The organism is Psychrobacter piscatorii (assembly GCF_904846415.1).
Classification (GTDB): domain Bacteria; phylum Pseudomonadota; class Gammaproteobacteria; order Pseudomonadales; family Moraxellaceae; genus Psychrobacter; species Psychrobacter piscatorii.
Map to the genome: position 1 here is coordinate 1 of NZ_CAJHAR010000048.1, position 13,743 is coordinate 13,743.

A 13,743-nucleotide genomic window follows, 5' to 3' on the forward strand; every position below is an offset into this window, starting at 1 on the left:
AACCAAACGAGGATTCAAAAGGGCTTGAGCTATAAATCGCCAAGACAGGTGTGGTTTGATTATTATCGTCAAGCGGCGTAACTAAAATCTCCCAAGTTTAACTGTACGGATTTGACGGCAGGGGTCACACCTTTAGCGTTAAAAGCGTCTGCACTACGAGTAATGGCTAACATATCTAAGTAGGTTTGGGTGATACTAGCGATATGCTCTGGACTGAACTCACAGTTTTTATCACCAAGATTTTTGCGTAGCTTTTGATACATTTGGCTGGCATCAATCAGCTGCACTTTGCCTTGACGTTGTGCTGGCTTGTTATTGCTGACTAGCCAGATATAGGTCGTGATACCAGTGTTATAAAACAGGTTGTTAGGCATCTGAATGATGGCATCGAGATAATCATTTTCGATGAGATAGCGCCTCGTGTTACTTTCACCTGAGCCTGCATCCCCTGTGAATAAGCTTGAGCCATTATGTACTGACGCAATGCGCGACCCTTGTGAGCCGTTCGCGGTCGATTTCATCTTATCGACCATTTCCATCATAAATAATAGCTGACCATCGCTTGATCGTGGGGTGGCATCTGCGGTCTCAATCTCACCCCAGTAATTAGGTAGCTCCACTAAAAAGCGCGTGTCAGTAGTGTCTTTACCATCAGTGATGTTTTTCTTCTCACTGGCCCAGCTTTTGCCATAAGGCGGATTGGACAGCATAAAGTCAAACTGCGTTCCTGCAAAAGTATTGGTCTCTAGTGTTGACCCTACCTTGATATTTTCAGGATTGTTACCCCTAATCATCATATCTGACTTACAGATAGCGTAAGTCTCATCGTTTATTTCTTTACCGTATAAATAAATACTGCGCTTAAAGCCTTCGCTTGGGTATTTTTCAAGGATAAAGTTTTCGGACTCAGTCAGCATACCGCCACTACCACAAGCTGGGTCGTACACGGTAATAGTATTCGGTAAATTGTCTTTAAGTGGGTCAAAGATAAGATGCGTCATCAGCTCAATGACTTCACGAGGGGTGAAATGCTCCCCTGCTTCTTCGTTGTTATCTTCGTTAAACTTGCGGATAAGCTCTTCAAAGACGTAGCCCATACCTAGGTTAGACAAGGTAGGCAAACGGTTTTCATCAGGGTCAAGCAGCTCATTAGGAGACAAGTTGATGTAAGGCGAGACAAACTTCTCTAACACTTCATGCAGTACGTTTTTATCCGCCATATGCTCAAGCTGTGCTTTTAACTTAAAGCAAGCGATAATTTCTTTGACGTTATCACTGTAGCCATGCAGATACTCGTTAAAATTATCTAGCAAAATTTGCTGGCTATTGGTTGTGGTTTCTTTGAGCGTTTTTAGTGTCCATTTGCTGGTGTTATAGAACACATAGCCTGATGCTTCTTGTAGTCCATCTTCATCATATTCTGTTAAATCAAGCTCATCCTTTTGAAAGGTCAGCTCATCCATAACCGCAGATTTAGTCGGCTCTAGTAGACTGTCTAAGCGTCTGAGCACCACCATCGGTAGTATGACGTCGCGGTACTTACCTCGGACATAGACATCTCTTAAGCAATCATCAGCGATAGACCAGATAAAGGAAACTAATTTATTATGGGCGGCATGATTCATTCAGTGTTACTCAAAATTTACAATTTAATTGCCCGCTAGTATACGTAACTCGGCTGCTAAAGGGCAAATGTAAAGCAGTATTTATTAGATGTCTCGACTTACTTTTTTAGACAATGATTTATATAGCATAGGTTAGTCTAAATCATAACAGCCAATAGAATTGGTTCATCTCTCTATTAAAATTTAGTTGAATAAATATGCAGTTCTATTACGCTGGCTATAGTAATATTATTACGGGTATTATATCGATTCACAATTTGGCCCTTACGTCTTTTTTTGTATTGCGGTAGTGATTGCTTCCGTCGGTGGATGTCCAGCGATGATTTTAGCCTTAATAGGTTCACCTTTATAAGATAGCTTCCCACATGCCAACAATGAGGTTTTTAATATGAGTAACAAGCACAACAACAACTCTATGATGCCACCTAAAAAGATAGTTCAAGGCGGCGCACTACCTCATAAGACCATACTGAGCTTACAAGGTAGTACAAACAATTCTAATAAAATTGTTGAAGTGCGTAATGGAGGGTTTGGATCGGATTTAGCATCCCATCCTACTAACCCCAATCAGTTTTACGCTTTGACTGATAGAGGCCCTAATGCGGACTTTGAAGGCTCAGAAGGTGCAGGTAAGAAATTTTTAATAGCAGACTACACACCTCGTATTGGGCTCTTTGAGATTCAAAGTGATGGCACTATTACCAAAATAAAAGAAATACTACTAAAAGATACCTCGAAAAACCCAATAAGTGGACTGCCAAACCCCAAGGCATTAGGAGGTACAAATGAGGTGCCTTATGATATCAATGGTCAACTAATGACTTGTGACTCTACACGACCATTCGATGTAGCAACCAATCCAATTAAGACAGATATATGGGGGCTTGACCCTGAAGGTTTAGTCGCTTTGATAGATGGTAGCTTTTGGGTTAGTGATGAATATGGTCCACACATTGTGCATTTTAATGCTGAAGGTGTAGAGGTTGAGCGAATCAACCCCTTTAATAACGATAAGCGTAATAATGTTGTCGTAAATGACAAAACCCTCCTACTGCCCTATGAGCTGTGCAAACGTAATGCAAATAAAGGTATGGAGTCTTTGACCATTACTCCAGATCAAACAACTTTGGTTGCCGTGATTGAGGCTTCTTTGAATAACCCTTCAGATTCTGATGCATCATGTGACCTCACCCGAATAGTGACCATCAACCTTAAAACGGGACAGATTGCTCAATACTTATATAGATTGAACAATGCAAAACAATTTACATCGGGTATTGTCGCCATAGATAATGATAAATTTTATGTAATTGAACATGACAGGAAATTCCCATTACAGACTGAGCATCCTCAAAAACATATTTACAAAATAGATATCTCACAGGCTACTGATATTGAGAGTATTGTAAAGGCTCATTATTCCAGCATAGTCGATAACCCACACAGGGAATTAGATTTAGTACAGGATGAGAATTTGGGGTTACTTATTGATGGGCAAACCCTTGAACAGATTGTTGCCTCAGAAAGTTTGGGATGGGAGCGTTTATTTGAGCTTGCAATTCTACCTGTGAAAAAGCAGTTAGCCGTCGATGTAATGTCAGAGATTGATTATCCGCATGATAAGCTTGAAGGCATTTGGTTGAGAGAGGATGGATGTATTGGGTTATTGAATGATGATGACTTTGGTATCACTGATGAAGATGAGAATATAGAACAAAAATATTTAGATATTAATAAAAAGATCGAAGATACCAATAGGCTTTATATTGTCAAACCTAAATCATGTAAATAGAAAATCGCAACATATAAGACCGCTTTAACTTTAAAAGTGGTCAAAAAGGTAGCTTCTAATAAATACAGTGATAAGGCCTAAAGGCACAAAACCCAATTTAGGCATATTAAAAGACTTCTCTACTTTGCCAAAACGATACTGAAAAACGATAAATATCAAAAATGCGCCAACTAATAATTGAATCCAGCTGCTATTGAGACGGCTAATAAAATTACCCAAACTGATGACAGGTGGCGCAGCTGAGGTTCCTATCAGCGCAGAGGTAACGGGTATAAGCAAAAGCGCACCGCCACCTCCTGATATGGTGGAAATCACAAAAGCAACCATACTAGCTAAGAACAGTCCTACAAGGTACCAAGTAGGGATAGCTTGTAGAATATCGAACACAGTTAAGCTCCAATATTAACAGAGGGTGTCAAAACTCTTTTAAAGCTGAATTCTATCTAACGTCACGAATAGAATATAGCTCTGAAACATCACCTGAAGCCGTCTATCACACCAGACTTAAACCTAATGATGTACTATTTCATTCTGATCAAGGCACGCATTACCCCAGTAAAAAGTTCGCAAAATCAGTCGCTGACTGCGATGGTATGATTCAAAGCATGAGCCGTCGTGGTAACTGCCAGAATAATGCGCCCACTTGAACGATTCTTCAAATGCTTTAAGACCGAACGGATGATAAAGGGTGACTATGAGGACATTGCAGAAGCTGAGGACGCTATTATGTATTATATCTGGGGCTATTATCAAACTGTAAGATCACACAGCTTCAGTGATTATTTATTACCGCATAGTTACTATATTAAGTTGTAATTAATGTGTTTATAGTGAGTATACCTGATGCTAAATTTTTCTTTAATCCGCCTGACAAGGCAATGTAATAAAGTTTTAAAAATATAGTAATACACTAAAAAATTATGCTCCAAGAAATACTTAGTATGAACGGTCATTGCTCCATATAGTTACCTCTTGACCTAGAATTTATCTGTTTTTTTGTAATAATAAGAAAAAGGAGTACAATTGTAGCGGTTACTTCTATCATGAATTAAGTCTATGAATGCAGCCACGCGTTATCGATTACTAAGTAATTTTACGATTCTCATTAGTGTTATCGGGGTAGTTATTGCCTTGTTAGATAGTGGCTTTACGCTACCGGAATGGTTGCAACAAGTCTTTCATATTGTTTATCTAGTCATTATTTTTCTAAGTTTTATTGTCACTGCTGGCCGTTATCTCTACACAAAAAAACCGCTAACCTTAAACAAGGTAGCGGTTTTTGATTTGCTCACCAGTATCGCGATTATCATTTTATTGGCAGCACATTTTAATGACTTAGTGCGTTTAGGACTGTCAGCAACGATTGAAGGTTTTGTCGCGATAAAGCTAGCCGTGTTTGTTACCTTTATCCGTGAACTCTCTGATCATGACTTTAATCTTAATCGTACCTTTCTAAACCCTGCACAGTTTTTTATCTTGAGCTTTTTAACAGTAGTTTTGGCTGGTGCTTTGCTCTTGATGATGCCCAATGCGACAACGCAGCCGCTGTCCTTTATTGATGCGCTCTTCACCGCGACCAGCGCCGTTTGTGTGACTGGGCTTATTGTGGTCGATACGGCAACCTATTTTACGACGTTTGGCCAAGTCATTATCATGGGGCTGATACAAATCGGCGGCCTAGGTATTTTGACGTTCGTGACGTATTTTAGTTACTTTTTTAAGGGCGGTGTCAGCTATGAGACGCAAGCAAGCATTAGCGAGATGTCTTATATGCGCGGCATGGGTAATGTGGTGTCGACGCTTAAGTCTATTTTATACGTGACATTCGCTGTTGAGGCGGTGGCGGCGGCACTCATTTATATCAGCATCCACGATATACCAAGTATGGAGTGGACTGAGCGACTGTTTTTTTCGGTCTTTCATGCAATTTCAGCTTTTTGTAATGCTGGGTTTTCTACCTTTAGCGCGGGTATGTATGACGACTCGGTACGCTTTAATTATCCATTGCAGCTTATCATTGCGACGACCTTTATCTTTGGTGGTATGGGCTTCGTCATTGTGGTCAATGTGCTACGGTATATACGTTACCGTGCTGAACGACTGATATATCGCAGCGCTGATCAGCGCTGCGACTATCAACCTTGGTTACTGAATATCAATAGCCGTATTACCTTAATTACAACAGGCGCGTTATTACTTGTTGGCCTCATCGGTGTGATGTGGTTCGAATACCATAATGTACTCGCTGACCATACCAGCTTTTTTGGTAAGCTTATCACAGGGTTTTTTACGGCTGCCACGCCGCGAACCGCAGGGTTCAATGTCATTGATATGGGTGAGCTTGCGTTCCCGACTGTAATGCTAACGATATTTTTGATGTGGATTGGGGCGTCACCCAACTCGACAGGTGGTGGTATCAAGACCAGTACCTTTGCGATCGCGCTATTAAATACATTGAGTTTGGCACGTGGGCAAACGAAGATAGAAGTGTTCAAACGCCAGATTGCGGAGATCTCCGTGCGCCGCGCGTTCTCTATTATGTGGTTATCATTATTGGTCATCGGCATGGGTGTGACGCTGATTAGTTATGATCAGCCAGAGCTTGATTTGATCAAAGTGGTGTTTGAATGTTTCTCAGCTTATAGCACGGTGGGCTTAAGTTTAAACCTGACAGCAGACTTATCAGATTTTAGCAAAGTGGTGGTTTCGGTCATCATGTTTGTTGGAAGGGTCAGTATGCTGACGATATTTATTGCACTACTCAAAAATAGTCGCCAAGGTAACTATAGTTACCCGACAGAAGAGATTACCATTAACTAAATTTATCGCAAATGGGCTGTCTGAAACTGGCTATTGAGATGTTAAAAAACGATTAAAAGGAAAAGGCCATGAAATATATTATCGTAGGGTTAGGGAATTTCGGCTCCTCGCTAGGTATGGCTTTGACCCGTCAAGGTCACGAGGTCATTGCTATTGACAGCAGTATGCAAAAGGTCGAGGCTTATAAAGAAATGATTTCTCACACTATTTGTATGGATGCCACTGATGAGCACACCGTTAAAGGCTTGCCTATTAGTAATGCAGACATAGTTGTCGTAGCCATTGGGGAAGATCAAGGCGAGAATGTCATGGCAACGGCGCTCTTTAAAACCTTAAAAGCCAAGCGTTTGATTAGTCGAAGCATCAATCCGCTACACGAAAAAGTCCTGCAAGCCATCGGCGTCGACGACCTTATTCACCCTGAAAAAGAAGCAGCCAAACGCTGGGCCAAACGTCTGTCGCTACGCTACTTTGTCGATTCTTTTGAATTAAGCGATAACTTTAGTATGGTGGAGATTAAGATTCCAAATGTATTGATCGGCAAGACCGTTGATGAGTTGCAGCTGGAGCAAAAATTCAATATCCGATTGCTTAGTACCTTGCGCTATGAGTATTATGAAGACAGCTTTGGTCGTACGCAAAAGAAACCTAGTATTCAAGGGTTGGCGATGCCTAATCAAATATTAAAGGATAAAGACGTTTTAATAATTTATGGTGCGAATAAACACATCAACCAGTTCTTACGTAGTGTGGGTGTGGAAATAAAATAATGTGGTAAAGAGGAATGTTATGAATAAATTTCATGTATCCGTTCTACTAGTCACTACAATTTTTATGTTAATAGGTTGTGACCCTTCCGCGACAAATCCCAATGTAGTGTTCTCAGAACATAAGCAAGATCCGATTGAAGAATTAGAAATGACGGCGGACGTGGATCACAGCCGGCTTAGCTATAAGGAAACGTTTTATGTACCGATTTATTCTGATATTTATATAGATAAAGAGAATCGTACGGTTTTATTATCAGCGACTCTGAGTGTTAGGAATACAACTTTGAAAAAATCACTCTACGTTAATAAAATTGATTACTATGATACTGATGGAACCTTAATTAAATCCTATTTAAACGCTCCACTTGAGCTGCCGGCTATGGGTACGCTTAACTATATCGTTGAGAAAGAAGAAACTAAAGGGGGGTCAGGTGCCAACTTCATTATCGAAGTCGAAGGAATGGATGAAACCGTTAAGCCTGTCATTGAAGCCGTCATGCTTGGTAATTTTAGCAATAAAGCATTCGCATTCAGTACAGAGGGTACGCCTGTTGCTCATTGAAAAACATCGGCATCTGTTTCAGTATCCTAGGCGCTATTGGTCTTGACTTTATTCTCAAGCCTCTTTACCAAGTCGGCCGTGAAATCCTTATACTATATTGGATAAAACTTTTAGTACGATTGTCCTCATTTAGAATTAAAAAAAACTTGCTATACTGATAGATAATGGAACATTGATATCGTTTTTGTAAGGTTTTACTCATCTTAAAATAATGAGACTGTGAAAGAAATATTTACTTCTTTTAAAACCAAAAAAGAGGATAAAAAAATGAGTAATATTGATCGAAAAAACCTACAAGACTACAGACCCCTTACTAAAAATGGCGATATAACCGTACATTTGACACAAGACCAACAGGCCATGATTTTAAAAACTTATGACTATGGGTTGAATACATTGTCTGAGGTTGACGAGATGTTATTAAGCGCAGTGATTTGTCGGTTGAAAATAGCTATAAATCCAGAGGATGAGGTTAATCGCAAATGCTAGAACCCTTGAGTTATAGCTAGTGAAGTAAGATGTGATGCATAGCTCAGAAAATATTTCTTTGTGCTAAAAGCATAGAGTAAAGTCATGGCAGATACGTATACAATTTGCTATAGAAAAATAGTACATAATGATTTATCTTTCATCTTAAATTATGCGTAGAAGGTGGCTAGCAATAGCCACTTTTTTTATGGCCTACCCCTTTAATAGATACGTTTAGCCTTATATCACCAGACAGGATGTGTCATGAGACATTTTTATTTCGATTTTATCTTCACGGCCATTGCTTTAGCAATAGCAGCGTGGTGGGGATATTCACATGGCGGTATGGGTGGTTTAATCACCACACTATCTATTACTGCTATTTTGGCCGTCATGGAGATTTCATTATCTTTTGACAATGCGGTGGTCAACGCCTCAGTCCTTAAGGGCTGGGACGAGTTTTGGAAAAAGATATTTTTAACCGTGGGCATTTTAATCGCGGTATTCGGTATGCGCTTAGTTTTCCCTATTGTCATCGTTGCCGTTACGGCTGACCTTGGTATGATGCAAGTAATCGATTTGGCATTGAACAACCCTGAAGAGTACTCAGCAAGATTGATGGCCCATCACGCTGAAATCTCAGCCTTTGGTGGTATCTTCTTACTACTAGTCTTCTTAAACTTTATTTTTGATGAAAAAGAAGTACATTGGTTCAACTGGCTTGAGAGCCGTTTAGCAAAACTGGGAAAAGTCGATGCGATGAGCGTATTTGTTGCGCTTATCGTTTTGATGATTTCAGTATCTTGGGCCGCCGCTGAACAAGCTTCTGCTGTATTGATTGCCGGTGTTTGGGGTATCTTGGTGTATCTGGGCGTACAAGTCGTCTCTGGTATGCTTGAAGGTGATCTTGAGGAAGAGCTTGATGCCGAAGGTAATCGTACTGGTGAGGCCACTAGCGCTATTATGAAAGGCGGCATCATTGGTTTCTTATACCTAGAAGTCCTTGATGCGTCATTCAGTTTTGACGGTGTAATTGGTGCATTTGCCATTACCAATGACGTCATCGTGATTATGCTTGGTCTTGCTATTGGTGCGATGTTCGTACGTTCTATGACTATTTTCTTGGTAGACAAAGGCACTCTTGATGAATTCATCTATCTTGAGCATGGAGCGCATTACGCCATTGGTGCCCTTGCGGTTATCATGTTGCTATCAGTGAAATTCCATGTGCCTGAGCTGATTACTGGGCTTATCGGTATTGCCTTTATCGGTTTTGCATTATGGGCGTCGCTGAAGCATCGTAAACAACAAGCAAAGTCAATTACTTAGTACATGGATAAAATGAATTAATACTTTTTGTCTCAATTCCTCGTTAATAAAGGGTTATATCAAGTAATTGGTATAACCCACTATCTTTCACACATCACTCTCTGTACCCAAAAGAAGTACCTTCCTTTATAACTCGTATTGGTGGAAATAAGTGACACACATGCAAAAAAAAATTGAACATGCATTAGAGAAGACTATATTTAAGAGCCGCTGGTTATTAGCCCCGTTTTATTTGGGGTTGGTGCTTGGCATTGTTTTATTATTTGTTAAGTTTTCACAAGAACTATGGCATATGCTCACTCATGTGTTTACTTCTTCTGAAGCTGATGTGATCGTGGGTACATTGGCTCTTATCGATATGGCACTAGTTGCAAGCTTATTGCTCATTATCATATTTAGTGGGTATGAGATTTTTGTCTCCAAGATTGATACTCATGACCATGAAGACCGTCCTGAATGGATGGGGACAATTGATTTTTCAGGCTTAAAACTTAAAGTCATTGGTGCTATTGTCGCCATTTCTGCCATTGATCTTCTGAAGTCATTTATGGCAATACCTAAAGAGTTTACTGACGGAGATGCTGATAGATTAATGTGGAAGGTCATCATTCATATGACGTTTGTATTATCTGGCTTGTTATTTGCCTTCATGGATAAGATTATTGGCGATACCAAAAAACATTAATAAAGTAACTTATTAATCTACGTAAATAGACACTAAGGAATATATATGGCAGGTGCCAGTTTACTAACCTTACTTTATGACATCAGTGTAATACTAGATGACGTTTCAGTGATGAGCAAAGTCGCTGTTAAAAAACTGCAGGCGTATTATGTTTGAAAGCTTAGCAACCATGCTCTTAAATGCGTTGGTAGGCTTAATTGTCGGTGTTATCTTCGTGGCTATTGTTACTATGACTGGCAAAATACGGGATAGAAAATCGCCTCGTGTGCAATAAGAATAACTTATAAATGAGCAGCAGTAGTTGCTAATTTTTATCAACAATAAGAGGCCAGTTTCACTGGCAACTCCTTCTTAAAGAGCGCAACAGAGTATGTTTGATTTAGACTTAAAATTAATGACATATCACTTTATTCAATTAGCAATTGCTTTCATACTCTCCCTCCCTATTGCGCTTAATCGCGAAATGAAAGATAAGGGTGCAGGACTCAGAACGTTTCCCTTAGTAGGTATTGCATCGTGTGCTTTTATGCTTGTTGCTATCGATATCTATGATGGTTCAGACCCTGAAGCGAGAATTATGTACGCTATTATTACTGGTATGGGCTTTATCGGTGGGGGTGCTATTTTTAAAGGCGACAATACGGTGAAGGGGACTGCCACAGCAGCAAGTTTATGGAATACTTCTGCGATAGGTATCTCCGTTGCTTATGGGCGTTACGAAATAGCGATTATATTGTCAGTCGTTAATTTCTTAATACTACAGTTTTCAGAACCATTTAAGGCTAAAAGCAAACTGGAATAACTATTTTAGTTGATTCCAATTGATACACCTAAAAAAAAGGTTATTTTTGTACTTTAATTCTATTCATAGACTTCTATAATTGAACCACTTGTATTAGATTATCTGTAATTATATAGATAAAAGTATATGTGATATTTTTCGAAAGAAACAATACATTAGGTCGGCTAAAGATTATGTAACTTCAGTCGTAAGAATCATAAAATCTAACAAAAAATAAGCCGCGTTACTCTTATAGTTAAGGCGGCTCGATAATTCTAGGCTGAACGCTCAGCTATCTTAGCCTCGATCCATTCTGCTATTTCACTAGCTACCCACACTACTCTAACCTGCGTAAGCTGTACTTTCTTGGGAAATGTTGGGTCATAACGGCCGGAGTCTTCGTTGATAAGCTCATATATCGTGGAACGACTAAGACCCGTGTAATGACCAACGTCTTTGATGCTCAGTAACTGTGGGATATGATTACATTGTTTGATTACAGGCTGTGTTGCATTCAAATTTTCCATGACTAGCTCCTTATGAGTGAATGAGAGCATTTCCTCTCATACAGTTACGGAGTCCCATATTTTTTTACGGCGTCCTATACTGACCGCGCGTCCTCCTTATCAATCGAATAAAAAAAGGAGCTGAATAATCAGCTCCTTTTTTTGTCGTCTATCCTTATCACTGCTTTAACTTATAGCTGTCACACTCTCCCTTAAACTTCTTTCGATATTACCGACATTGTAGGGAGCAATACCATTTTGCGACCCTCCTCGATCATTACTATTAGCCTCATCCGTATCTACTGAATAAAATTCTTCTGCCACATCCAATAGATTATCGCTATCAACCTCAAAGCAAGAATTAATATAGCCTTGCTTTGCAGCTATTTCTAGCGCCGCTTGGTCAAAACCGTGTTCGCTAAGCTCACAATCAATCGATTGCGCATCTTGTACCGCTTGCTTTAAAGTCACATCATCACGTAGCGTCAAATCCACAAAGTAAATCGGTGTGCGATAGCTTTGCGTGGTGCTTTTGCCGCGTAGCGTTAATTGGAGTGGGAGACAGGACAGCTTATTGCCTGATACCGCTGCAAAATAACTAAGCCTTGCGGCAAGCGTACGAATGCTATTAAAGCCAGTGGTACGAAAGATAAAGGTGCCAAGCTCATCGTCTTCACTCAAATTAACGTAGAGCCTGCCGTAGGGCTTACAAGCACCGCCTTGCGCTAGTGGACAGCGATCGGGCGATGGGCATGACAGCTGCTCTACGCCGTTATTGGTTCGACGTTGGCAATGTTCACCATCACCTACGCAAAGGGGGCGTCCAGTCTGCCTATCAAATAGCGTGTATTCAGCTCGCAAATTCAGTTCAGGATCATTAAATAACATGCGTACGGGAATCTGTCTGAGCTTACCGTCATTCTTTTCGCGTAGCCTTGCATCAAGTGGATGATTGATCCATCCATCCTTGTTTTGAACTTGGCTGGTGATAGTGAATTGATCGTCTTTAGCTGGTAGACGCTTGCCGTCTTTTTGAACGACTTTACCAATGCTAATGCGACCGAGTACAGGTGGGGTTATCGTTAGACCTTTAATCATGGTTATATTCCTTGTGTGTTTAATAAAATGCGCTTAGCCATAAAAAAGCCCATCTGTGATAGGTGGGCGGTTATGCGCTTGCTTTGATTAATTAGCTTTGACTGGTTGTTTATTGTGTTGATGATTGAGTGATATTTAGCTTAGTCACTAAGTACAACGAAGCGACGACTGCCTTGCTTTGTTTTACTAAATTGAGTGAGTAAGTCAGGATGTGCCTTGATAACCGCTTTACTATCAAGACCGACACTATCTTTAGAGCGCTTCCATGAGATCGCGCCTTTATCGAAGAGCGCGACCTCATTGTCTTTGATAAGCGTTTGTAGCTGATGCTTAATCTGATCATGACGTTGCTCTAGTTCTTCAATAGACATGCGATGATTAAGCAGCTTAGCGAACAAGCTATTAGCGTGATCATCTTCTCGCAAATCAATCTTGCTTGAGGGCTTGGGCTTTGGGTAAAGCAGCTTTAGTGCACGGGCGGCTGACTCACTATGGTCAGGGGTTGGTGGTGTGTCCGTCTCTACGTAATGCCAGAACAAACGCTCATGACGGATAATAGATTCAATCAAGTGCTCATCACGCTCAACCTTGTATATTTTGGCTTCGTGTCCACATAGCAGCACACAGATATGAGCCGCGCTTTTACCTGTGACCGCTAACTGGTGCTGGACTTGGCAAGTCACATACAAAGGCACACCATGCTTCCATAGCTTCGCGCCATGTTCTCCTGCTGTTTTGCACTCCAGTATTTGTACATCGTCGCTTGCTGTCACTGCATAGTCTAGATTCGCTAGCATAAAGTGATTATCAGGATCAGCGTGTTGCAAGACGGCATTTACCCGACGTACTTTATTGCCTGTCTGCTCTTGATAGTATTTAGCGACCATCGGCTCAAGCGTATTGCCCCAGTACAGTGGAGAGTAACCTTCAATGCTCTCATCTAAATCCGATGTCATGCGCCCTGTCTTAATCATCCATAGCTCAAGCATGGACAAGTATGGGTGGATACCGCAGGCAGCAGCTGCATCAGAGCTACCAATACCTTGCTTGCGAACGGCTAACCAGTCTTCACGGCTCAAGTCTTTGGTACTGACAAGACGTTTGGCAGTGGTTGATTGAGTCTTTGACACCAAAGGCGTTGAGTGCTCAGTGTTGGCTTTCGTTTTTGAAGGGATATGCTTTGTTTTTGCTTTAACAGTTGAACGCTTTGCGCGTCTTGGCTGAGTGGTTGTGTTTAATGCGATGGTTTCCATAATAAATTCCTTATAAATGGCTTAATGAATTAAGGTGGCTGGTTAAATAATGGA

General features: G+C 40.6%; 13 protein-coding genes. 8 read left to right on the forward strand and 5 right to left on the reverse strand.

Features of this window, described 5'->3' with window-relative positions; genetic code table 11:
- Positions 1 to 68: 68 nt before the first annotated feature.
- Positions 69 to 1,625 (reverse strand): type I restriction-modification system subunit M, encoded by a 1,557-nt coding sequence (locus JMX83_RS13975; RefSeq protein WP_201602981.1) that lies wholly within the window; start codon positions 1,623 to 1,625, stop codon positions 69 to 71.
- Between the two features lie 388 nt (positions 1,626 to 2,013).
- Here JMX83_RS13975 and JMX83_RS13980 point away from each other — a divergent pair, with 388 nt between their 5' ends.
- Positions 2,014 to 3,417 carry an esterase-like activity of phytase family protein gene (locus JMX83_RS13980; RefSeq protein ID WP_201602983.1) on the forward strand — a complete coding sequence of 468 codons (1,404 nt, stop codon included), beginning with the start codon at positions 2,014 to 2,016 and terminating at the stop codon, positions 3,415 to 3,417.
- A 30-nt stretch (positions 3,418 to 3,447) separates the two neighbouring features.
- Here JMX83_RS13980 and JMX83_RS13985 read toward each other — a convergent pair whose 3' ends face one another.
- Positions 3,448 to 3,804, reverse strand: coding sequence for a hypothetical protein (locus JMX83_RS13985; protein ID WP_201602985.1), 357 nt, complete (start codon positions 3,802 to 3,804; stop codon positions 3,448 to 3,450).
- Positions 3,805 to 4,473: 669 nt separating this feature from the next.
- Between JMX83_RS13985 and JMX83_RS13990 the strand changes: the two genes are divergently transcribed.
- From JMX83_RS13990 to JMX83_RS14020, 7 genes are all read left to right on the forward strand, one after another.
- Positions 4,474 to 6,237, forward strand: coding sequence for a TrkH family potassium uptake protein (locus JMX83_RS13990; protein WP_201602987.1), 1,764 nt, complete (start codon positions 4,474 to 4,476; stop codon positions 6,235 to 6,237).
- 68 nt (positions 6,238 to 6,305) lie between these two features.
- Positions 6,306 to 7,007 (forward strand): potassium channel family protein, encoded by a 702-nt coding sequence (locus JMX83_RS13995; protein ID WP_201602989.1) that lies wholly within the window; start codon positions 6,306 to 6,308, stop codon positions 7,005 to 7,007.
- Between the two features lie 19 nt (positions 7,008 to 7,026).
- Positions 7,027 to 7,569: a DUF3124 domain-containing protein gene (locus tag JMX83_RS14000; protein ID WP_201602991.1), complete on the forward strand. Its 543-nt coding sequence runs from the start codon at positions 7,027 to 7,029 to the stop codon at positions 7,567 to 7,569.
- A gap of 219 nt (positions 7,570 to 7,788) precedes the next feature.
- Positions 7,789 to 8,058 carry a hypothetical protein gene (locus JMX83_RS14005; protein ID WP_201602993.1) on the forward strand — a complete coding sequence of 90 codons (270 nt, stop codon included), beginning with the start codon at positions 7,789 to 7,791 and terminating at the stop codon, positions 8,056 to 8,058.
- 243 nt (positions 8,059 to 8,301) lie between these two features.
- The gene (locus JMX83_RS14010; RefSeq protein ID WP_201602995.1) at positions 8,302 to 9,366 is read left to right on the forward strand and encodes a DUF475 domain-containing protein; all 1,065 of its coding nucleotides are present in this window, start codon (positions 8,302 to 8,304) and stop codon (positions 9,364 to 9,366) included.
- A 160-nt stretch (positions 9,367 to 9,526) separates the two neighbouring features.
- Positions 9,527 to 10,051 (forward strand): TIGR00645 family protein, encoded by a 525-nt coding sequence (locus tag JMX83_RS14015; RefSeq protein WP_201602998.1) that lies wholly within the window; start codon positions 9,527 to 9,529, stop codon positions 10,049 to 10,051.
- Positions 10,052 to 10,421: 370 nt separating this feature from the next.
- Positions 10,422 to 10,853 carry an MgtC/SapB family protein gene (locus JMX83_RS14020; protein ID WP_201603001.1) on the forward strand — a complete coding sequence of 144 codons (432 nt, stop codon included), beginning with the start codon at positions 10,422 to 10,424 and terminating at the stop codon, positions 10,851 to 10,853.
- Positions 10,854 to 11,107: 254 nt separating this feature from the next.
- Here the strand turns inward: JMX83_RS14020 and JMX83_RS14025 are convergent, their stop codons facing one another.
- From JMX83_RS14025 to JMX83_RS14035, 3 genes are all read right to left on the reverse strand, one after another.
- Positions 11,108 to 11,359 (reverse strand): helix-turn-helix transcriptional regulator, encoded by a 252-nt coding sequence (locus JMX83_RS14025; RefSeq protein ID WP_201603005.1) that lies wholly within the window; start codon positions 11,357 to 11,359, stop codon positions 11,108 to 11,110.
- Positions 11,360 to 11,524: 165 nt separating this feature from the next.
- Complete coding sequence (locus JMX83_RS14030) at positions 11,525 to 12,436, reverse strand: recombination directionality factor (protein ID WP_201603008.1); 912 nt, start codon at positions 12,434 to 12,436, stop codon at positions 11,525 to 11,527.
- Positions 12,437 to 12,576: 140 nt separating this feature from the next.
- Positions 12,577 to 13,689, reverse strand: a complete 1,113-nt coding sequence (locus JMX83_RS14035; protein WP_201603010.1) for a YqaJ viral recombinase family nuclease — start codon at positions 13,687 to 13,689, stop codon at positions 12,577 to 12,579.
- Between the last annotated feature and the right edge of the window lie 54 nt (positions 13,690 to 13,743).

Bases quoted from the DNA above. Each gene is read 5' to 3' on its own strand.
- JMX83_RS14000 (WP_201602991.1), top strand. From the start codon at position 7,027: ATGAATAAATTTCATGTATCCGTTCTACTAGTCACTACAATTTTTATG.
- JMX83_RS13995 (WP_201602989.1), top strand. From the start codon at position 6,306: ATGAAATATATTATCGTAGGGTTAGGGAATTTCGGCTCCTCGCTAGGT.
- JMX83_RS13990 (WP_201602987.1), top strand. From the start codon at position 4,474: ATGAATGCAGCCACGCGTTATCGATTACTAAGTAATTTTACGATTCTC.
- JMX83_RS14010 (WP_201602995.1), top strand. From the start codon at position 8,302: ATGAGACATTTTTATTTCGATTTTATCTTCACGGCCATTGCTTTAGCA.
- JMX83_RS14035 (WP_201603010.1), bottom strand. From the start codon at position 13,689: ATGGAAACCATCGCATTAAACACAACCACTCAGCCAAGACGCGCAAAG.
- JMX83_RS14020 (WP_201603001.1), top strand. From the start codon at position 10,422: ATGTTTGATTTAGACTTAAAATTAATGACATATCACTTTATTCAATTA.
- JMX83_RS13980 (WP_201602983.1), top strand. From the start codon at position 2,014: ATGAGTAACAAGCACAACAACAACTCTATGATGCCACCTAAAAAGATA.
- JMX83_RS14015 (WP_201602998.1), top strand. From the start codon at position 9,527: ATGCAAAAAAAAATTGAACATGCATTAGAGAAGACTATATTTAAGAGC.
- JMX83_RS14025 (WP_201603005.1), bottom strand. From the start codon at position 11,359: ATGGAAAATTTGAATGCAACACAGCCTGTAATCAAACAATGTAATCAT.
- JMX83_RS13975 (WP_201602981.1), bottom strand. From the start codon at position 1,625: ATGAATCATGCCGCCCATAATAAATTAGTTTCCTTTATCTGGTCTATC.
- JMX83_RS14030 (WP_201603008.1), bottom strand. From the start codon at position 12,436: ATGATTAAAGGTCTAACGATAACCCCACCTGTACTCGGTCGCATTAGC.